This window comes from Pseudomonas sp. IT-P260, from assembly GCF_949768395.1.
Classification (GTDB): Bacteria; Pseudomonadota; Gammaproteobacteria; order Pseudomonadales; family Pseudomonadaceae; genus Aquipseudomonas; species Aquipseudomonas parakoreensis.
This window is the reverse complement of record NZ_CATKPO010000006.1, coordinates 114,222-133,697: the sequence shown is the minus strand read 5'-3', so window position 1 is coordinate 133,697 and position 19,476 is coordinate 114,222. Positions and strand designations below refer to the sequence as shown.

The window sequence follows — 19,476 nt, the reverse complement described above, 5'->3', positions numbered from 1 at the left end:
TTCAGCGTTGCGATATATCGGGCAAACACCACAGGACACCGAGTCAATCGATGCAGTTTTTATCCGATAGCCACGGTTGTGACGGCTGGAAAGGCGAGATGGCCGAACGCATTTGCGCGTTCGACTGGCGCCACACCGAACTCGGCCCGCTCGACACCTGGCCTGCCAGCCTGTGCAGCACCGTGCAGTTGATGCTGGCCTCGCCCTTGCCGATGGTCATGCTCTGGGGCCACGCCGGGTACATGATCTACAACGACGCGTACTCGCAGTTTGCCGGTGGCCGCCACCCGTATCTGCTGGGTGCACCCGTGGAACTGGGGTGGCCGGAAGTCGCCGAGTTCAACCGGCACGTGGTCGACACCTGTCTGGCGGGCGGCACCTTGTCCTACCGCAACAAGGAACTGGTGCTGTTACGCGATGGCGTGCCTGAAGATGTCTGGATGGATCTGTATTACAGCCCGGTGGCCAACGATGATGGCGTGCCTTCCGGGGTGATGGCGATGGTGGTCGAGACCACCGAGCTAGTGCGCTCCGAACAATTGCGTCAGGCCGCTGAAGACGCCTATCGCGCCGATAACGAACGGGTGCGTCTGGCGCTGAATGCCGGGGCGTTGCTCGGCTCGTTTGTCTGGGATGTGAAGAACAATGTGTTGTCGGCGGACGAGCGTTTCGCTCGCACGTTTTCGTATCCGCCGGAGCAGGATCTGAGCAACCTGCCGCAATCCTTGACTGAATCGCGGATTCACCCGGATGACCTGGCGTGGGTGCAGGACCGGGTCAATCATTCGCTGCACACCGGTGAGCCGTACAACGCCGAATACCGCGTGTTGCGGGCCGATGGCAGCTATCTGTGGGTGCTTGCCAGTGGCGCATGCGAGTTTGACGAGCAAGGCACGCCGCTCCGTTTCCCCGGGGTGTTGATCGACATCCATGAACGCAAGATCGCCGAAGAATCCCTGCTCAAATTCACGCGCAACCTGGAGCAGCGGGTGGCCAGTGAAGTGGATGCCCGGCTGGCGGCGGAAGAGCAATTGCGCCAGTCGCAAAAACTTGAAGCCATCGGCGGACTCACCGGCGGCGTGGCCCACGACTTCAACAACCTGCTGCAAGTGATTGCCGGCAACCTGCATTTGCTGGCACGGCATGAGCCGGACAATGCCAACGTGCAACGCCGGGTCAGCGCCTCGCTGGCAGCGGTGGAACGCGGTGCGAAACTGTCGTCGCAATTGCTCGCTTTTGCCCGGCGCCAACCGTTGTCGCCGGCGGTGTGCGATCCGCGGCAGATCTTCGACGGCGTCGGTGAATTGCTCCAGCGTGCGCTGGGCGAAACCATTCAGATCGACGTGCAATTGCCGCAGGAACCGTGGCACATCAACGTCGACCGCAATCAGCTGGAAAACGCCATTCTCAATCTGGCGATCAACGCCCGGGACGCGATGAAAGGCGAGGGCACGATTGTCCTCAGCGCCATCAACACGCGGCTGGACAGCACTTTTTGCGCAGGAAAAGGCATCGTCGCCGGCGATTTCGTACGGGTGATGGTCAGCGACAGCGGCGTCGGCATTGCGCCTCAAATGCTCGAGCAAGTGTTCGAGCCTTTCTTCACCACCAAGGCTGACGGCCAGGGCACCGGGCTCGGTTTGAGCATGGTGTTTGGTTTCGTCAAACAAAGTGGTGGCCATGTCGAGATCGACAGCACCGTGGGCGAAGGCACGCGGGTGCAACTGTACTTTCCGCGCAGCCTGCGTCCGGTCCTTGATGAGACGCCGAGTATCGACAAGCAACAGGGCGGCGGCCACGAGACCATTCTGGTGGTCGAGGACAACGACGCGGTGCGCGCCTCGGCCGTGGAATTGCTGCGCGAAGAAGGTTATCGCGTGTTGACCGCCGGTAATGGCGACGTGGCGATGCAGAGGCTGCTGGAAGGTATCGAAGTGGATCTGATTTTCACCGACGTGGTGATGCCGGGGCTGATCAAAAGCTCCGATCTGGCGGCATGGGCCAAGGTGCAGGTACCGCCGGTGGCGGTGCTGTTCACCTCTGGCCACACCCGCGACATCATTTCGCGCAACCACCAGTTGAGCCCGGACACGCACCTGCTGAGCAAACCGTATGGCCCGGAGTCACTGTTGCAGATGATTCGATCGGTGCTCAGTGCCTAGCTGGCCAATTCCCGATTCCCTGTGGCGAGGGGATTCATCCCCGATGGAGTGCGCAGCACTCCCCTGCATTTTTCCAGCTATAAGGCATTTGCAGTGACTGCGCCGGCTGCGCCGCCGATCGGGGATAAATCCCCTCACCACAGGGCTCAGCTTCGCCCCTAATTTTTTCTGCAGGGACAGCCAATGACTTCCAAGCGTAATTCCAAAGCACCTACCGGCATGGTCCGGGTGCGTGGCGCCCGTGAGCACAACCTGAAGAACGTCGACGTCGATATCCCTCGCGACGCGCTGGTGGTGTTTACCGGCGTCTCCGGTTCGGGCAAGTCGTCGCTGGCCTTTTCGACCTTGTACGCCGAAGCCCAACGGCGCTATTTCGAATCGGTGGCGCCGTACGCGCGGCGCCTGATCGATCAGGTCGGTGTGCCGGATGTCGATTCCATCGAAGGCTTGCCGCCCGCCGTGGCTTTGCAACAACAGCGCGGTACGCCGAGCACGCGCTCGTCGGTGGGCAGCGTGACCACCTTGTCCAGCCTGATCCGCATGCTGTATTCCCGCGCCGGCAGTTATCCGTCGGGGCAACCGATGCTCTATGCCGAGGATTTTTCACCGAACACGCCGCAGGGCGCCTGTCCTGAGTGCCACGGCCTTGGCCGGGTCTACGAAGTGACCGAGGCGCTGATGGTGCCTGATCCGAACCTGACCATCCGCCAACGCGCCGTGGCGTCCTGGCCACTGGCGTGGCAAGGGCAGAACCTGCGCGACATTCTTGTGACCATGGGCATCGACGTCGACATTCCGTGGAAGAAGCTGCCGAAAAAACAGCGCGACTGGATTCTGTTCACCGAAGAAACGCCCACCGTGCCGGTGTACGCCGGGCTGACCCCGGAGGAAACCCGGGTCGCGCTCAAACGCAAGATGGAACCGAGTTATCAGGGCACCTTCACCGGCGCCCGGCGCTACATCCTGCACACCTTTACCCACTCGCAAAGTGCGTTGATGAAGAAGCGCGTTGCGCAATTCATGCTCGGCAGCCCGTGCCCGTTGTGTGACGGCAAGCGCCTCAAGCGTGAAGCGTTGTCGGTGACCTTTGCCGGATACGACATTGGCGAGTTGTCGCAGATGCCGTTGCTGCAAGTCGCCGAAGTATTGAAGCCCGTGGCCGCCGCGACGTATCTGGAACAGGCCGAGGAAAGCGGTGAAACCCTCAGCCATGCGCAAACCCGCGAGGCGCGTCAGCAACGCGTCGCCCACGGTGCCAGCGGCCACACCAGCGCGCCGGACGTACGCCACACGCCGAACCTGTCGCTGGAAAAACGCCTGGCAGCGCAGCGCATTGCCGAGGACTTGCTGGAACGGGTCAGCACCCTGACCGATCTGGGCCTTGGTTATCTGGCGCTGGAGCGCAGTACGCCGACACTGTCGTCCGGCGAGTTGCAGCGCCTGCGCCTGGCGACGCAATTGGGCTCGCAACTGTTCGGCGTGATCTACGTGCTCGACGAGCCATCCGCCGGTCTGCATCCGGCCGATGGCGAGGCGCTGTTCGAGGCCTTGCAGCGCTTGAAGGCTGACGGCAATACGCTGTTTGTGGTCGAGCACGATCTGGAAACCATGCGCCGCGCCGACTGGCTGATCGATGTCGGCCCGGCGGCGGGTGAGAAGGGCGGGCAGGTGTTGTACAGCGGCCCTCCGGCCGGGTTGGCCGAGATCGACGAATCGCAGACCCGCGCCTATCTGTTTGCCGAGAGCCAGCGGCAGACCCGTACGGCGCGCAAGCCGAGCGGCTGGCTGAAACTCGATGGCATCAGCCGCAATAACCTGCACAACCTCAGCGCTGAATTTCCGCTGGGCTGTTTCACCTCGGTGACCGGGGTATCGGGTTCGGGCAAGTCGAGTCTGGTCAGTCAGGCGTTGCTCGAACTGGTCGGTGCGCAACTCGGGCGCCCGGTGATTGAAGAGGCGCCGGAAGAACTCAGTCTCGAAGACGACGCGCCGCAGGCCAGCAGCGGTCAGGTGACTTCAGGGCTGGAGTCGATCAAACGACTGGTGCAGGTCGATCAAAAGCCGATTGGCCGTACGCCGCGTTCGAATCTGGCGACCTACACCGGGCTGTTCGACAACGTCCGCAAGCTGTTCGCCGCCACCCCCGAGGCGCGGGCGGCGGGGTACGACGCCGGGCAGTTCTCCTTCAACGTCGCCAAGGGCCGTTGCCCGACCTGCGAGGGTGAGGGGTTTGTCAGCGTTGAGTTGCTGTTCATGCCGAGCGTGTATGCACCGTGTCCAACCTGTCATGGCGCGCGCTACAACCCGCAGACGTTGATGATTCAGTGGCAAGGCCTGAGCATTGCGCAGGTGCTGCAACTGACCGTGGATGAGGCGGTCGAGGTGTTCGGCGAACAGCCGACAATTCGCCGTTCGCTGGAAGTGCTGCGAGACATCGGCCTCGGTTATCTGCGGCTCGGGCAGCCGGCCACCGAACTGTCCGGTGGCGAGGCGCAGCGGATCAAACTGGCAACCGAACTGCAGCGCAATCAGCGCGGCGCGACCTTGTATGTGCTGGATGAACCGACCACCGGCTTGCATCCGCGGGATGTCGATCGGCTGCTGGAACAACTGGACAACCTGGTGACGGCAGGGCACACGGTCATCGTGGTCGAGCATGAAATGCGCGTGGTAGCGCAGAGTGACTGGGTGATCGACATCGGCCCGGGGGCCGGGGATCAGGGCGGCCGGATTGTCGTGGCCGGCACACCGCTGAAAGTCGCAACGAGCAAGAAGAGCCGGACCGCGCCATTTCTGGCCCGGGCCTTGAGCCGATAGCCCGGGTGTTCCGACTGACCCCATCGCCAGCAGGCTGGCTCCCACCAGTTCTGCGGTGTGCACAAGGCTGGTGATCAACATAAAACCTTGTGGGAGCTGGCTTGCCAGCGAAAGCGGAATGTCAGGCAATGAGAGGCTGAATGTGCCGAAGCCATCGCGGGCAAGCCCGCTCCCACAGGTTTTTGCGGTGTTCACAACACCTGCGGATGGCATCAGTCCTGTGGGAGCTGGCTTGCCAGCGAAAGCGGAAGGTCAGGCAATGAGAGGCGGAATGTGCCGAAGCCATCGCGGGCAAGCCCGCTCCCACAGGTTTTTGCGGTGTTCACAACACCTGCGGATGGCATCAGCCCTGTGGGAGCTGGCTTGCCAGCGATAGCGGAATGTCAGGCAATGAGAGGCGGAATGTACCGACGCCTTCGCGAGCAGGCTCGCTCCCACAGGATTTTGTGGTGTGCACAGGATGGGTGATCTACACAGAGCCATTGTGGGAGCGAGCCTGCTCGCGAAAGCGGCCGCTCAGGCACCATCAAGCGTGCGCCGGACCTTGTCCAGCAGTTCGCTGATCTGGAATGGCTTGACCAGCATTTCCATGCCGCTGCCCAGGAATACCTGACGATTGATCGCGGTCTCGGCATAACCGGTCATGAACAGAATCGGCAGGTTTTCGCGCCAGCCCCGCGCCACGTCCGCCAGTTCACGACCGCTCATGCGCGGCAGGCCAACGTCGCTCAGCAACAGGTCGATGGTCGGATCATTCTGCAAGCGCTCCAGCGCGGTTTCGATATCCGCCGCCTGGGTGCAGCGGTAACCCGCATCCTCCAGTACTTCGGTGACGAACATGCGCACCGCCGGCATGTCTTCGACAATCAGGACATGCTCACCGGCGCCCTGCGGATCAACTTTCGGCGCCGGGATATCGGCCCCGGTCGGGTCGTTGGTCGCCGGCAGCATGAGGGTCACTTCGGTACCGCGCCGTGCGACGCTGCGGATGTGCGCATCGCCGCCGGACTGGCGGGCGAAACCGTAGATCGTCGACAGCCCCAGACCGGTCCCCTGACCCAGCGGTTTGGTGGTGAAGAACGGATCGAACACTTTGTCGATCACGCTGTGCTCGATACCGGTGCCGTCATCGCGCACCGACAGCGCCACATACGCACCATCGGCCAGGTTCGGGTCGCCGTGGGAATACGCCGCATAGGTGTTAACCCAGATATTACCGCCCCTGGGCAGCGCATCCCGGGCATTGATCACCAGATTCAGCACCGCGCTTTCCAGTTGCACCGGATCGACCAGGGCAATCGCCGGTTTGTTGGTCAGCTCCAGTTTGAGCGTGATGCGTTCACCGATGGTGCGCATCAGCAACTCTTCCAGCGAGCGCACTTGCTCATTGATGTCTACCGGTCGGGTATCCAATGGCTGTTGGCGAGCGAAGGCCAGCAGGCGATGAGTGAGTGACGCGGCACTCATCGCCGAATTCAGTGCGGCTTCGGCGTAGAACTGCACCTTGTCCGGACGCGCATCGGCCACGCGTTTCTGGATCAGTTCCAGGCTGGTGATGATCCCGGTCAGCAGGTTGTTGAAGTCGTGGGCAATGCCTCCGGTGAGCTTGCCCAGCGCGTCCATTTTCTGCACTTGCAGCAGCTGCGATTCGGCACGCACGCGCTCGGCGACTTCCTTGGCCAGTTGTGTGGTGGTGTCGTCCAGCTGTGCCAGGTGCGAGCGTTCGCGGTGGCGATGCTCGGTGACGTCTTCGACGAATACCAGGCTGAGCTGCGGCGTGCGGTACGGCGAAATCTGCCACTCGGTTTCGCGAATCTCGCCCTGTACGCGCATGTTCAACGTGCCTTTCCAGCGCTCGCCATCGACCAGTCGCAGGCGCAACTCGTTGAGGATCGCGCCCTGGTCATCGTCGAAGCATTCGCTGAGGGTGTGCGGGTTGCGGTTGTCCTGAATCATTTGCGTGAAGGCGTGGTTGCATTCATGCACTTTCAGGTTGGCGTCGAGCACGGCAATCGGCGCCGAGACGTTGACGAAAATCTCGCGAAACCGGGCCTCGCTCTCGCGCAGCGCGTTTTCGGTATCACGCACTCGCAGCAAGGTGCGCAGGGTTGCCAGCAATACGTCCGGGTCTACGGGGTGAATCAGGTAAGCATCGGCCCCGGCGTCCAGCCCGGTGATGATGTCGCCGGTCTGGATCGACGCGGCAGATACGTGGATCACCGGCAGCAGCGCGGTGTGTGCATCGGCCCGCAGGATGCGCACGATATCGAAACCGCTCATGTCCGGCAGATTGACGTCGAGGATCAGGGCATCGAGCGCTTCGCTGGCGATCAGCGTCAGGCCCTCGCTGCCGGTACCGGCCTCCAGCACCTCATAGCCATGGCGCTCCAGACGCCGGCGCAAGGCGTAGCGAGTGGCAACGTTGTCGTCGACGATCAACAGACGGATGTCACGTTTCATCGACATTCTCCAGGGCAAGCGCCAGTGGAATGATCACGAAAAAGGTCGAGCCGACACCCGGCGTGCTGTCCATTCCGACCTCGCCGCCGAGCAAGGCGGCGAAGCGCTTGCACAGCGACAAGCCGAGACCGGTGCCGCGCAGGCGTTTCTGCAATGGCGAGTCGACCTGAGAAAAGTCCTCGAACAATGCACCATGCAGCTCCGGCGCGATACCGATGCCGGTGTCGCTGACGGCAAAACGTACTTTGTCCGCACCTTCCAGGCGCGCCGAGACCCGGACTTCGCCACGGGTGGTGAATTTCAGCGAGTTGGAAATGAAATTGCGCAAGATCTGCGCGAGTTTCTTGTCGTCGGTGTACAGGCGCGGCAATCCGACCGGCTCTTCGAAAATCAGATCAACCGCCGACGCATCGACGATCGGCCGGAACATGCCGCGCAACGCGCTGAACAGATCGAACATGTCGAACCACGCCGGAGAAATACTGATACGTCCGGCTTCGATTTTCGCCAGATCGAGCAAGTCGTCGACCATGTCGCTCAGTTCACGGGCGGCGCTGCTGACGAACGCCACTTGTTTGTGCTGCTCGGGGCTGAGCGGGCCGTCGAGCTCGTCGGCGAGCAAACTGTTGACGCTCAGGATCGAACCCAGCGGCGTGCGGAACTCATGGCTCATGTACGACAGGAAACGGCTTTTCAGATCCGAAGCCTGGCGCAGTTGTTCGGCCTGGGTGTCGAGCTCGGCGTAAAGCGCAAGCACGCCCTGGTTGGTTTCGTCGAGTTCGTCGCGCAGGGCGGCGGTCTCGCTTTGCAACTGGGCGATCAGCGCAGCCTGCTCCGCCGCGTTCAGGGTGGGCGACTCAGCCATGGGCGGCCTCCAGGGCAACGACCAGCACCGTTACGTCGTCGCGTCCGCGACAGAAGTCGCGGTGCAGGACGCTGGCTATCACGGCGGGATGGCGGTGCACCAGACCGGGGTAGTCTTGAAGATTCCAACGGGACTGCAGGCCGTCGCTGTACATGATCAATAGATGTCCGTTTACGTGAGCATAGTCAAAGGGCTGGGCTTTCCGGTATTGGCCGCCGACGATCCCCGGATGAGAGGCCAGCCCGCGCGACTTGTCGGCGGTGATCAGGCTGGCGCCGATGTTGCCAACGCCAGTAAAGGTCAAGCTGTCACGGGCGGCATTGTACTGGGCGAACGCGGCGGCGCCGCCACGGCTGCCGATCATGTCGCGGTGCATGTCCTCCATCAGCAGCACCGGACTGGCGAACGGGCTCTGGGCGAACACCTGTTCGCCGGCCTTGGCCGCCCGTTCGGCGTCTTCACCGTGGCCGAGGCCGTCGATGATCAGCGCACTGACGTTGGCACCGTTGTACGTCAGGTGCCAGGCGTCGCCGCACGCCGGATCGTGGTGCAGTGAGTGCTGGCTGACGCCGTAACGCAGGTCGGGCTGACGGTCTGCGCGTGGATACAAACGCGCCAGCAGCACCGCGCCACGGGTGTCGGCATAAACGTCAAATACTTCGGTCTGGCGCGCCACGGCGCCCAGCCCGATGCCCTGGGTGCCGCCGGTGGAAAAGCCATCGGTCAGGCACGCGTCCAAGTCAAAGCCTTGAGCGCGATCGACCGCAAGCATTTCGATGCCGAAGCCGCCGGTTCGCGGTAGCAGCCGCAGATGAAACTCGCCACGGCTGGCATGCTTGAGCACATTACTGGCCAGTTCGGTGGCGACCAACGCCACACGTCCGGCTTCGGTCGCATCGAAGCCATGTTGCTCGGCGAGCCGTTGCGCGGTGCGCCGGGCGTGGCCGATCTGGCTGCTGTCTTCGATCAGCAGCACCTGGGTCAGCGACCCAGCGATATTCATGTCCATCGGGTGATCGTTATTCGAGTGCCCTTGCCGGGCTCGGTGTCCAGTTCGAATTCATCGACCAGCCGTTTCGCGCCCGTAAGTCCCAGGCCCAGACCGCTGCCGGAGGTCCAGCCATCGGTCATCGCCAGTTTGATGTCGGGAATGCCCGGGCCTTCATCGCGGAAGGTCAGGCGCAGGCCGACACGAGCGTTTTCGTCGAGGATCTGCCAGTCCATGTCGCCGCCACCGCCATAGACCATGGTGTTGCGCGCCAACTCCGAAACAGCCGTCACCAGTTTGGTCAGGTCGATCAGCCGCATGCCGCATTCGGTGGCCAGTTTGCGCGCCGTCTGCCGGGCGAGCACCACGTCCTGCTCGATGCTGATCGGTTGAGTACCGCTGCTGCGCACGGTCATTGTTGGCGTACTCGTTCCTGCAGCAGTTTCATTCCGCGCTCGACGTTCAGCGCGGTGCTGACGCCGGGCAGGGTCAGGCCGAGTTCGACCAGAGTGATCGCCACGGCGGGTTGCATGCCCACCAGCATGGTTTCGGCATCCATGATTTTTGACAGGCCGGAGATGGTGCCGATCATCCGCCCGATGAACGAGTCGACCATGTCCAGCGCCGAGATATCGATCAACACACCGCGCGCCGACGTCCTGCTGATGCGTTCGGACAGATCGTCCTGCAGGGTCAGGGCCAGTTGGTCATGCATGTCGACCTGGATGGTGACGAGCAGAAAGTCGCCCATTTGAAGAATCGGAATACGCTCCATCGGCTCAGACCGCTTTGCCGAGGCTGATGCCCAGGCGGGTGAGCGCGAGTTTCAATGCATCGGCCAGATTGGCCTTGGTGACCACGCCTTGCAGGTCCAGGCCCAGGTGCACGATGGTCTGGGCGATCTGCGGACGCACGCCGCTGATGATGCAGTCGGCGCCCATCAGACGAATCGCGGTCACGGTTTTCAGCAGGTGTTGCGCGACCAGGGTGTCCACGGTGGGGACGCCGGTGATGTCGATGATGGCGATTTCCGAACCGGTGTCGACGATGCGTTGCAGCAGGGACTCCATCACCACCTGAGTGCGTTGCGAGTCGAGGGTACCGATCATCGGCAGCGCCAGCACGCCATCCCACAGCTTGACCACTGGCGTGGAGAGCTCCAGCAGTTCTTCCTGCTGACGTTTGATCACCGCTTCGCGGGACTTCTGGAAGGTACGGATGGTGTGCATGCCGAAGGCGTCGAACAGTTCGGAAACCTCCCAGAGTTGTTCGGCCAGCAACGCCGGTTGTTCGCGATAGTGACTTTGCAGCAAGGCAAACAGCGGGCCTTTGAGCGCGAAAATGAAGCTGGCGGTCTGTTGCGAATCCTGACCGAGCAGGGCGCGGCTATGGGAAAGCTTTTCGAGGAACTGGCGGGTGGCTTCCCAACCCGGCGCATTGATGTTTGTGCCGTTGTCATCCTGCAGGCCATTGATGACCAGTTGCAGGAAGTCGCTGGTCTGTTGTTGCAGGTCATGGTCCTTGAGATTGCGGGTGGCGCCGCTGGCTTCCAGGCCCTTGATCCATTCGCTCAGCAGTTGGGGTTGTTTGTTTTTCATCGCATCGAATGTGCTGTTCTGCAGTGCTGCCATGTGCCTGTTGCTCCGTAGCGTATCGGGGCCGGTTCTGTAAAAAATGACCGGTGCGAAGTCAGTGACCTTTGCCGTTCAAAATAGTTGTTCCATTGCGCAAGGATATTTTTGATCTGGCGCAAGAAAGGCCCCGGTAACTCTAGTCGGGATGGCCGCATTTGGCGGTTTTTTGCGCGCCGGGCGTGCGCAGGGCGCGGGTCGCAGAATGAAAAAAGCCGCATCGGCAGGATGCGGCTTTGTGGGGCAGGCGCGCGGATTACTTGCTTGGGTGCTTGGCCTGCAGCTCTTTGGCGGCCGTCAGGTGTTTTTCCAGCGCCGGCAACATCTTCTGCGCGAAGGCTTTCAATTCCGTGGCGCCCTTGACCTTGTCGTCGGTCACCGTGTTCGCTTCTTTCTTGAACAATTCGATGGTTTCTTCGTGGGCTTTGACCTGATTGTTGGCGTAGGCCGCGTCGAAGGACTCATCGCGCATGTCGAGGATCTTCTCCTTGGCCTGCTTGACCAGGGTGGTGCTGTCCGGCACCTCGATGTCATTGGCCTTGGCGATGCTCGCCAGTTCATCGTTGGCCTTGCCGTGGTCGGTGATCATCATGTTGGCGAAGGCCTTGATGTCGGCCGACTGGCTTTTTTCCAGGGCCAGACGGCTGGTCTCGATCTCCGCAATGCCACCGGCTGCGGCATTGTCGACGAAACTGTTGGAAGTGGCGGCAAAGGCACTGCCCATGCCGCTGCTCAACGCGACAGCCAGAACGAGATGACGCAGGTTGAATCCGTCCATTGGTATTTCTCCACACAGGTTTTTGTTGACGTTATGCAATGGAGGCAATGGCGCGGGCAAAGGTTTGATCGCGTTTACGAAAGGGCGACGAACGGCCACCGCTGGTCTGACAGGTGGTCGACAGAACCCCTCAACCGAGGCCATTCTGATACGGGCTGACGCATCGGTCGCGTTGGCTGCCGATCAACTGACGGAGGTGTTCCATGCCGGTGACTCATGACCTGTATCAGGATTTGAAGCTAACGAAGGAAGAGGTCCAGCAAAAACGCTCCGAGGATCCATTTCTGGATGCACTGATCAACAAGTATTCCGAGGCGGACGCCGACGTCGTCAAGGCCGAGACGGCAACCTCGGATGCACCCAGCGATGACACATTGAAAAAACTCAAAGAAAAACGCCTGCAGGTCAAAGACAAGATCGTCGCCCAGTTGCAGGCTCGATCCTGACCGTCAGTCGCTTCACCGCTGCGCGATGGTGAAATGACTGAACGCCGCCCCCGACCGGCACCTCGAATGTACAGAGTCTTCACTTAGCGACTCTTTGCGAGGTGCCTCATGAACACACCCAGATTTCCCAGTGAAGAGCAGGGCGCTTTCGACCCGGTGCCCACGCATCCGGAACCCGATAGTCCGGCACACACCACAAGCCATCCAGAAGAGCCGGATGATGATCTTCCTGAAGACGAAGATCCGGACACGTTCGACCGATCCGGCAATTGACAGGCCGCAAGCGCTGGCAAGCCGGTTGTCGCAGGGGATGTGTGGTTTGGTGGAATCGGGACATTTGCCACTTGGCAGCACAAGCGTGCCGCTCGGGCGTTTCGCGGCTACAATGCGCGCCTTGACCGTGACCGCCTGACTAAAAAAACTATGTCCTTGCCCAAGCATCACCTGGAACTGCTCAGCCCCGCCCGTGACGTGGCCATCGCCCGTGAAGCCATCCTGCACGGCGCCGACGCCGTGTACATCGGTGGCCCGAGCTTCGGCGCGCGCCACAACGCCTGCAACGAAGTGAGTGAAATCGCCGAACTGGTGGAATTTGCCCGCCGTTATCACGCGCGCATTTTCACCACCATCAACACCATTCTGCACGACAACGAACTGGAGCCGGCCCGCAAGCTGATCCACCAGTTGTACGACGCCGGCGTCGACGCGCTGATCGTTCAGGATCTGGGCGTCATGGAACTGGACATCCCGCCGATCGAGCTGCATGCCAGTACCCAGACCGACATCCGCACCCTGGAGCGGGCGAAGTTCCTCGATCAGGCCGGTTTCTCGCAACTGGTGCTGGCCCGCGAGCTGAACCTGAAAGAAATTCGCGCCATCGCCGATGAAACCGATGCCGCCATCGAGTTCTTCATCCACGGCGCGCTATGCGTGGCGTTCTCCGGGCAGTGCAACATTTCTCACGCGCAGACCGGGCGCAGCGCCAACCGTGGCGACTGCTCCCAGGCCTGCCGTCTGCCGTACACCCTCAAAGACGAAAAGGGTGGGGTGATCGCCTACGAAAAACACCTGCTGTCGATGAAGGACAACAACCAGAGCGCGAACATCCGCGCGCTGGTCGAGGCCGGTGTGCGCTCGTTCAAGATCGAAGGTCGTTACAAGGACATGGGCTACGTGAAGAACATCACGGCCTATTACCGCCAGCGCCTCGACGATGTGCTCGAAGACCGCCCGGACCTGGCCCGCGCTTCCAGCGGCCGCACTGCGCACTTCTTCCTGCCGGATCCGGAAAAGACTTTCCACCGTGGCAGCACCGACTACTTCGTCACCGATCGCAAGATCGACATCGGCGCGTTCGACTCGCCGACCTTCACCGGCCTGCCGGTGGGCACCGTCGAGAAAGTCGGCAAGCGTGACATGCAGGTGGTGACGCAGGAGCCGCTGTCCAACGGCGATGGCCTCAACGTGCTGGTCAAACGTGAAGTGGTGGGTTTCCGCGCCAACATCGCCGAGCCGAAAGGCGAGTTCGAAGAAGACGGCGAGAAGCGCTACCGCTACCGCGTCGAGCCGAACGAAATGCCCGAAGGCCTGTACAAGCTGCGCCCGAACCATCCGCTGAACCGCAACCTCGACCACAACTGGCAACAGGCACTGCTGAAGACCTCCGCCGAACGCCGCGTGGCCCTGAGCTGGGTGGCGCGCCTGCGTGAAGAGCAGCTGGAACTGACCGCCACCAGTGAAGAGGGCATCAGCGCCAGCGTGACCTTGAATGGCCCGTTCGGTGTGGCCAACAAGCCGGAGCAGGCGCTGGAGCAATTGCAGGATCTGCTCGGCCAGCTCGGCACTACCCAATATCACGCCATCGACGTGAAACTGGACGCACCGCAGGCGTTCTTCATTCCGAACTCGCAGCTCAAGGCCTTGCGCCGTGAAGTGATCGAAGCTCTGACCGCCGCCCGCGTTGCCGCGCATCCGCGTGGCAGCCGCAAGGCCGAAACCACGCCGCCGCCGGTGTACCCGGAGTCGCACCTGTCGTTCCTGGCCAACGTCTACAACCAGAAGGCGCGCGACTTCTATCACCGTCACGGCGTGAAACTGATCGATGCGGCGTACGAGGCGCACGAAGAGGCCGGTGAAGTGCCGGTGATGATCACCAAGCACTGCCTGCGTTTCTCGTTCAACCTGTGCCCGAAACAGGCCAAAGGCGTGACCGGTGTGCGCACCAAGGTCGCGCCGATGCAGCTGATTCACGGCGACGAAGTGCTGACCCTGAAGTTCGACTGCAAGCCGTGCGAGATGCACATCATCGGCAAGATGAAAGGCCACATCCTCAACATGCCGCAGCCGGGCAGTGTGGTGGGCCACATCAGCCCGGAAGACCTGCTGAAAACCATCCCGCGCGCGCCACACTGAGTGACGGGCGGACGTGGCGCTACGGTGTCACGCCTGCTCGGGCTCGCGCTCCGCGAGGTCTTCGAGCAAGTTGGCTGACGGCACGAAAAACAGCCCCCCGGTAACTGCTGTGCTGAAGTCCAGCAAACGGTCGTAGTTGCCGACGGGTTTGCCGACAAACATGTTCTCCAGCATCTGCTCGATCGGTTCCGGCGAGCGCGCGTAACCGATGAAGTAAGTGCCGAACTCGCCAGCCCCCGGGCGACCGAACGGCATGTTGTCGCGCAGGATCTTCTGCTCCTGGCCGTCCTTGGTGATGGTGGTCAGGGCGCTGTGGGAGTTGCTCGGCTTGACCGCCTCACCGAGTTCGATGTCAGCCAGCTTGGTGCGGCCGATCACCTTCTCCTGAGCCTCGACGCTCAACGCATTCCAGGCCTGCATCTTGTGCAGGTACTTCTGCACCAGCACATAGCTGCCGGATTCGAACGCCGGATCTTCGTTGCCGATCAGCGTGAAGTGATCGGCCTTGCGGCCCACCGGGTTCTCGGTGCCATCAACGAAACCGATGATGCTGCGCATGTCGAAGTAGCGGAAACCCTGCACCTCATCGACTACAGTGATTGCGCCGTTGAGTGCGCTGCACAGCTGCGTGGCCAGTTCGAAACACAGGTCCATCTGCTCGGCACGGATGTGCAGCAGAATGTCCCCCGGCGTCGCCACCGCACGGCGGCCCTCGACGCCGAACTCACGAAACGGATGCAGCGAGGCCGGGCGCGGGCTGCCGAACAGCGAGTCCCAGGCGCTGGCGCTGAACCCGCAGACACATGACAAGTTGCCGTTGGGCACACGTTTGCCGACCGAACGGGTGAGAGCGGCGATGTCGCCGCACCAGCCGCGCACCTGACTGGCGGCGTCGTTCCCGGGCAGCAACGTGGCGACGATGAAGATCGCGCTGCCGGTGATGGGGTTGCAGATCGCTTGCGGCTCGGGGGTATCCATTGCTGAGGTCATCGTCGGTTCCATATGCGCGGGGTCAAGGTCGGCGCTCAGTATGAAACCAAAAACGTTTCATCGGTATCTCAGAAACGCTCCAGTCGATAGGCCTCCTGTGCCGGCAAGCCAGCGTTTGCCGAAGGGGATACCAACTGCGCGACCATTTGTGCCGTCACCGCCGCCTGCGTCAGACCCAAATGCTGATGACCGAAGGCGAGCAGCACCTTGCCGTCGCAAACCTGGTCGATGATCGGCAGCGAGTCCGGCAGCGACGGGCGAAACCCCATCCACGGCGTCGCGTCCTCCGCGCTCAAATCATGACGGAACAAACCTTTGCTCAAACGGTGCAACTGCCAGGCGCGCTGCATGAACGCCGGGCGCTGCAGGCCGGCGAACTCCACCGTACCGGCCAGGCGCAGACCGCCGGTCATTGGCGTCATGATGAACTTGCGCTCCAGTGACGTCACCGCAAACGGCAGGCGCCCGTGCTCGTGCGGCAACATCAGGTGATAGCCGCGCTCGGTGTCCAGCGGCACCTGCTTGCCGGTCAGCGCGGCAGTCAGCTTCGCCGAATGCGCACCACAGGCGATCAGCACCTGCCGTGCGCTGAAACGCCCCTGATCGGTAAGCAACGACACGCCATGCGCCTGCAACTGGCCGCCCTGAACGTCCTGCTGAATGAACTGCACGCCGGCCGTTTTCGCCGCACTCACCAGTTCACACACCACCTGATACGGATCTAGAAAATGCCCGGTGCGCGGGTAGAACAACCCGCCCTGAATCTGCTCGCTGAGCTGCGGCGCGTGCTCCCTGACAACGTCGGCCGACCAGAAATCCACCGGCACCTGTTGCTGACGCATGCGCGCCTGCAAGGCGTCGACGGCTTGTCGCGATTCGACGCGCTCGAACACCAGCAGCGAGCCGTCCTCCTTGAGCAGGTCGGGGCGGGCGATGCTGTGCAGCAAGTGCTTCCAGGCGTCGAGGCTGCTTTCGTTGAGCGCGCGCAAGCCGGCGATGGTGCGCTGAAACGGCGCCGGACGCAGGTTCAACAACAGACGGGCGAACCACGGCAAGGCGCACGGCAGGTACTTCCAGTCCAGGCGCAGCGGCCCCATCGGGTCCATCAGCATCGCCGGCAGGCGCTTGAGGATCGACGCATCGGCAATCGGAAACACCTGTTCTGTCGCCAGATGCCCGGCGTTGCCGAACGAGGCGCCATGACCGGGCGGTTGCTTGTCGATGACCACCACCCGTTTACCCTGACGCGCCAGTTGCAGGGCGCAGGCGACACCGATAATGCCGGCACCGATCACCGCGATATCGGCGTGGTCCGCTGTGAGGTTGTCGGGCATGTTCAGGCTTCCCTCTGGCCGTCGAGCAAGCGCCGCAAGTGCAGCGGATTTGCCTGTTGCAACGGTAGCGGCAGCAAACCGTCAGGGAAGTCCTGATAGCACACCGGACGCAGGAAACGCAGAATCGCCGCGGTGCCGACCGAGGTGCTACGCGCGTCCGACGTCGCCGGGAACGGCCCGCCATGCACCATCGCATCGCACACTTCGACCCCGGTCGGCCAGCCGTTGACCAGCAGGCGTCCCGCCTTGCGTTCCAGTGTTGGCAACAAGGCCCGGGCGCGATCCAGATCAGCGTCATCCAGTTGCAGCGTGGCGGTCAACTGGCCTTCGAGATGCTCGCAGACCTGACGGATTTCATCGTCGTTGGCGCAACGTACGATCAGCGACGCCGGACCGAAAATTTCACTTTGCAGGCGCACGTCAGCGAGGACGTTCTGCGCCTGAGTGAGGAACAACTGCGCCTGACACTGATTAGGGCCTTCAGCCGCAAGACCACTCGCCAGGCGTTGCGCCTGCGGATGTTCGGCCAGCGCGCCGACGCCAGTTTCATACGCGCGGAAGATCCCTGGCGTGAGCATGGTCTGCGCGGGGCTGCGCTGGATCAGCTCGGCGGCAGCGGCGATGAACGCGTCCAGCGCCGCGCCTTGGCGAGCGATGACCAACCCGGGATTGGTGCAGAACTGCCCGGCGCCCTGAGTCAGCGAGGCAACAAAGCCCTGCGCCAACGCCTCAGGGCGAGCTGCAAGCGCTGCGGGAAACAGCAGCACCGAATTGATCGAACTCATTTCCGCGTACACCGGAATCGGTTCGGGCCGTGCCTGCGCCGCTCGGCTCAGGGCGAGGCCGCCGCTGCGCGACCCGGTGAAGCCCACGGCCTTGATGCGCCAATCGCTGACCAGCGCGATGCCGACTTCGTTGCCCGAGCCGAACAGCAGCGAGAACACGCCCTCGGGCAAGCCCGATTTTTTAACCGCGCGAGTCAGCGCCTGGCCGACCAGTTCGCTGGTGCCAGGATGCGCGCTGTGCGCCTTGACGATCACCGGGCAACCGGCGGCCAGCGCCGAAGCGGTGTCGCCGCCCGCCACCGAGAACGCCAGCGGAAAATTACTTGCACCAAACACGGCCACCGGCCCCAGCGCGATCTGCCGCTGGCGCAGATCAGAACGGGGCAGTGGCTGGCGTTGTGGTTGTGCCTGATCGACGCGAACGTCCAGCCATTCGCCGGCACGCACGGTGCGGGCAAAGGTGCGCAATTGCCCGCAGGTGCGTCCGCGTTCGCCTTGAATACGTGCGCGCGGCAGGCCGGTTTCGGCCACGGCGCGGTCAATCAGCGCATCGCCGAGGGCTTCGATCTCATTGGCGATGGTTTCGAGAAATTCGGCGCGAGCACTGAGAGACGTCTCGCGATATTGATCAAACGCTAGCCACGCCAGTGTGCAGGCCTGGTCGACATGCTCGCTGCTGCCCCCGGCGTACGCGGGTTCCAGCACCGCATCGGTGGCGGGATTGATCGCATGAATCGCTTCACGGCTGCCGGCAATGGCTTGGCCGCCGATCAACATGTGGCCTGTCAGAGTCATGGCGCTTCCTTGATAAAAGAGGTGAAGCCCCGATACCGCACCGGGGCAGGGACTGCGGTCAGGCGAGGTTCTGTTCGGCGGACCAGTTTTTGTACCACTGACGGAACAGCGCGTACTGGGTCTCGGCGTAACGGCGCTGGGCGTCGCTCAGGGCATCGGTTTCGTTGAAATGCAGGGCGTATTCGCGGTCGCCGTTGAGCACCATCAGGTGCTTGTAATACAGCACCAGATCGCAGCCTTCATCGAACGACGACAGCACCGCCAGCGCTGCTTCCAGTTCGCGCGCCTGACGCCGGGCCTTGGCATCGCCCTTGGCCGCTTGTTTGCTCAGCGCCACCAGTTGCAGGACTTCGCGCGGCAGGGCGTTGCCGATGCCGGTGATCGCGCCGGTGGCGTTGCAGTTGACGAAACCGTGCACAACTTGCGTATCGACACCGACCATCAGGGTCACGGCATCGTCCTGCGAGGTGATGTTTTCAGCGGCGTAGCGCAAGTCGGCGCCGCCGCCGAATTCCTTGAAGCCGATCAGGTTCGGGTATTCGCGGCGCAGTTCGAAGAACAGGTCGGCGCGGGTAGCGAAGCCGTAGTAAGGGCTGTTGTAGATCACCGCCGGCAGGTTCGGTGCGGCCTTGAGGATCGCGGCGAAGTGGGCTTTTTGCGCAGTCGCCGAAGCACCACGGGACAGCACGCGTGGAATCACCATCAGGCCATGGGCGCCGACTTTTGCGGCGTGGGCGGCGTGGGACACCGCTTCACGGCTGTTGACCGCGCCAGTGCCGACGATGGTTGGCACCCCGGCGGCCACCAGCCGCGCCACACCTTCCTGACGTTCGGCTTCGGTCAGCAACGGCCAGTCGCCCATCGAGCCGCAGTAAACCACCGCGCTCATGCCGATATCGATCAGTTCGCGACCTTTGGCGACCAAGGCGTCGAAGTCCGGTTTGCGTTCGGCGGTGCACGGGGTCATCAGCGCAGGAATGCAGCCAGTGAAGATGTTATCGCTCATTGTTGTA

Annotated in this window: 16 protein-coding genes; 5 read left to right on the top strand and 11 right to left on the bottom strand. The window is 62.4% G+C overall.

Translation table 11 applies throughout. The features are described 5' to 3' along the window. Positions 1-50: 50 nt before the first annotated feature. Both ACM6HV_RS05060 and ACM6HV_RS05055 read left to right on the top strand, forming a co-directional pair. On the top strand, positions 51-2,162 hold the full coding sequence (locus tag ACM6HV_RS05060) for an ATP-binding protein (protein WP_414903680.1): 2,112 nt from the start codon (positions 51-53) through the stop codon (positions 2,160-2,162). Between the two features lie 183 nt (positions 2,163-2,345). Then, a complete protein-coding gene (locus ACM6HV_RS05055; RefSeq protein ID WP_414903679.1) occupies positions 2,346-4,979 on the top strand; it encodes an excinuclease ABC subunit A in 2,634 nt (877 codons plus the stop codon). Between the two features lie 516 nt (positions 4,980-5,495). Here ACM6HV_RS05055 and ACM6HV_RS05050 read toward each other — a convergent pair. The 7 genes from ACM6HV_RS05050 to ACM6HV_RS05020 form a co-directional block, all read right to left on the bottom strand. Next, positions 5,496-7,439 carry a response regulator gene (locus ACM6HV_RS05050; protein ID WP_414903678.1) on the bottom strand — a complete coding sequence of 648 codons (1,944 nt, stop codon included), beginning with the start codon at positions 7,437-7,439 and terminating at the stop codon, positions 5,496-5,498. Further along, entirely contained in the window at positions 7,429-8,304 is an 876-nt protein-coding gene (locus ACM6HV_RS05045) for an ATP-binding protein (RefSeq protein ID WP_145593453.1), read from the bottom strand. The genes ACM6HV_RS05050 and ACM6HV_RS05045 overlap by 11 nt, the downstream gene beginning before the upstream one ends. Next, complete coding sequence (locus tag ACM6HV_RS05040) at positions 8,297-9,307, bottom strand: ATP-binding protein (RefSeq protein ID WP_414903688.1); 1,011 nt, start codon at positions 9,305-9,307, stop codon at positions 8,297-8,299. Before ACM6HV_RS05040 ends, ACM6HV_RS05045 begins: the two co-directional genes overlap by 8 nt. Continuing rightward, complete coding sequence (locus tag ACM6HV_RS05035) at positions 9,304-9,708, bottom strand: anti-sigma regulatory factor (RefSeq protein ID WP_041072521.1); 405 nt, start codon at positions 9,706-9,708, stop codon at positions 9,304-9,306. The genes ACM6HV_RS05040 and ACM6HV_RS05035 overlap by 4 nt, the downstream gene beginning before the upstream one ends. Next, complete coding sequence (locus tag ACM6HV_RS05030) at positions 9,705-10,067, bottom strand: STAS domain-containing protein (RefSeq protein ID WP_041072523.1); 363 nt, start codon at positions 10,065-10,067, stop codon at positions 9,705-9,707. The genes ACM6HV_RS05035 and ACM6HV_RS05030 overlap by 4 nt, the downstream gene beginning before the upstream one ends. A 4-nt stretch (positions 10,068-10,071) precedes the next feature. Beyond that, positions 10,072-10,923 (bottom strand): STAS domain-containing protein, encoded by an 852-nt coding sequence (locus tag ACM6HV_RS05025; protein ID WP_414903677.1) that lies wholly within the window; start codon positions 10,921-10,923, stop codon positions 10,072-10,074. A gap of 256 nt (positions 10,924-11,179) precedes the next feature. Next, positions 11,180-11,701 (bottom strand): DUF4142 domain-containing protein, encoded by a 522-nt coding sequence (locus ACM6HV_RS05020; RefSeq protein WP_041072527.1) that lies wholly within the window; start codon positions 11,699-11,701, stop codon positions 11,180-11,182. A gap of 203 nt (positions 11,702-11,904) precedes the next feature. On the opposite strand from ACM6HV_RS05020, the gene ACM6HV_RS05015 reads away from it, so the two are divergent. From ACM6HV_RS05015 to ACM6HV_RS05005, 3 genes are all read left to right on the top strand, one after another. After that, positions 11,905-12,147: a DUF465 domain-containing protein gene (locus ACM6HV_RS05015; protein WP_041072529.1), complete on the top strand. Its 243-nt coding sequence runs from the start codon at positions 11,905-11,907 to the stop codon at positions 12,145-12,147. A gap of 217 nt (positions 12,148-12,364) precedes the next feature. Then, complete coding sequence (locus ACM6HV_RS05010) at positions 12,365-12,559, top strand: hypothetical protein (RefSeq protein ID WP_414903676.1); 195 nt, start codon at positions 12,365-12,367, stop codon at positions 12,557-12,559. 11 nt (positions 12,560-12,570) lie between these two features. Continuing rightward, complete coding sequence (locus ACM6HV_RS05005) at positions 12,571-14,559, top strand: peptidase U32 family protein (protein WP_041072532.1); 1,989 nt, start codon at positions 12,571-12,573, stop codon at positions 14,557-14,559. 27 nt (positions 14,560-14,586) lie between these two features. On the opposite strand, the gene ACM6HV_RS05000 is transcribed toward ACM6HV_RS05005, so the two are convergent. The 4 genes from ACM6HV_RS05000 to ACM6HV_RS04985 form a co-directional block, all read right to left on the bottom strand. Next, positions 14,587-15,549 (bottom strand): Dyp-type peroxidase, encoded by a 963-nt coding sequence (locus ACM6HV_RS05000; protein ID WP_414903675.1) that lies wholly within the window; start codon positions 15,547-15,549, stop codon positions 14,587-14,589. 68 nt (positions 15,550-15,617) lie between these two features. After that, positions 15,618-16,883 carry an NAD(P)/FAD-dependent oxidoreductase gene (locus ACM6HV_RS04995; RefSeq protein ID WP_414903674.1) on the bottom strand — a complete coding sequence of 422 codons (1,266 nt, stop codon included), beginning with the start codon at positions 16,881-16,883 and terminating at the stop codon, positions 15,618-15,620. Between the two features lie 2 nt (positions 16,884-16,885). Then, positions 16,886-18,463, bottom strand: a complete 1,578-nt coding sequence (locus ACM6HV_RS04990; RefSeq protein WP_414903673.1) for an aldehyde dehydrogenase (NADP(+)) — start codon at positions 18,461-18,463, stop codon at positions 16,886-16,888. A gap of 58 nt (positions 18,464-18,521) precedes the next feature. Beyond that, positions 18,522-19,469 carry a dihydrodipicolinate synthase family protein gene (locus ACM6HV_RS04985; RefSeq protein WP_145593460.1) on the bottom strand — a complete coding sequence of 316 codons (948 nt, stop codon included), beginning with the start codon at positions 19,467-19,469 and terminating at the stop codon, positions 18,522-18,524. Positions 19,470-19,476: the final 7 nt, after the last annotated feature.

Excerpts from the sequence above, each read along its gene's own strand:
- ACM6HV_RS04985 (WP_145593460.1), bottom strand. The coding sequence starts at position 19,469 with ATGAGCGATAACATCTTCACTGGCTGCATTCCTGCGCTGATGACCCCG.
- ACM6HV_RS05015 (WP_041072529.1), top strand. The coding sequence starts at position 11,905 with ATGCCGGTGACTCATGACCTGTATCAGGATTTGAAGCTAACGAAGGAA.
- ACM6HV_RS05000 (WP_414903675.1), bottom strand. The coding sequence starts at position 15,549 with ATGACCTCAGCAATGGATACCCCCGAGCCGCAAGCGATCTGCAACCCC.
- ACM6HV_RS05005 (WP_041072532.1), top strand. The coding sequence starts at position 12,571 with ATGTCCTTGCCCAAGCATCACCTGGAACTGCTCAGCCCCGCCCGTGAC.
- ACM6HV_RS05040 (WP_414903688.1), bottom strand. The coding sequence starts at position 9,307 with ATGAATATCGCTGGGTCGCTGACCCAGGTGCTGCTGATCGAAGACAGC.
- ACM6HV_RS05045 (WP_145593453.1), bottom strand. The coding sequence starts at position 8,304 with ATGGCTGAGTCGCCCACCCTGAACGCGGCGGAGCAGGCTGCGCTGATC.
- ACM6HV_RS05035 (WP_041072521.1), bottom strand. The coding sequence starts at position 9,708 with ATGACCGTGCGCAGCAGCGGTACTCAACCGATCAGCATCGAGCAGGAC.
- ACM6HV_RS04995 (WP_414903674.1), bottom strand. The coding sequence starts at position 16,883 with ATGCCCGACAACCTCACAGCGGACCACGCCGATATCGCGGTGATCGGT.
- ACM6HV_RS05020 (WP_041072527.1), bottom strand. The coding sequence starts at position 11,701 with ATGGACGGATTCAACCTGCGTCATCTCGTTCTGGCTGTCGCGTTGAGC.
- ACM6HV_RS05010 (WP_414903676.1), top strand. The coding sequence starts at position 12,365 with ATGATGATCTTCCTGAAGACGAAGATCCGGACACGTTCGACCGATCCG.
- ACM6HV_RS05025 (WP_414903677.1), bottom strand. The coding sequence starts at position 10,923 with ATGGCAGCACTGCAGAACAGCACATTCGATGCGATGAAAAACAAACAA.
- ACM6HV_RS05060 (WP_414903680.1), top strand. The coding sequence starts at position 51 with ATGCAGTTTTTATCCGATAGCCACGGTTGTGACGGCTGGAAAGGCGAG.
- ACM6HV_RS05055 (WP_414903679.1), top strand. The coding sequence starts at position 2,346 with ATGACTTCCAAGCGTAATTCCAAAGCACCTACCGGCATGGTCCGGGTG.
- ACM6HV_RS05050 (WP_414903678.1), bottom strand. The coding sequence starts at position 7,439 with ATGAAACGTGACATCCGTCTGTTGATCGTCGACGACAACGTTGCCACT.
- ACM6HV_RS05030 (WP_041072523.1), bottom strand. The coding sequence starts at position 10,067 with ATGGAGCGTATTCCGATTCTTCAAATGGGCGACTTTCTGCTCGTCACC.
- ACM6HV_RS04990 (WP_414903673.1), bottom strand. The coding sequence starts at position 18,463 with ATGACTCTGACAGGCCACATGTTGATCGGCGGCCAAGCCATTGCCGGC.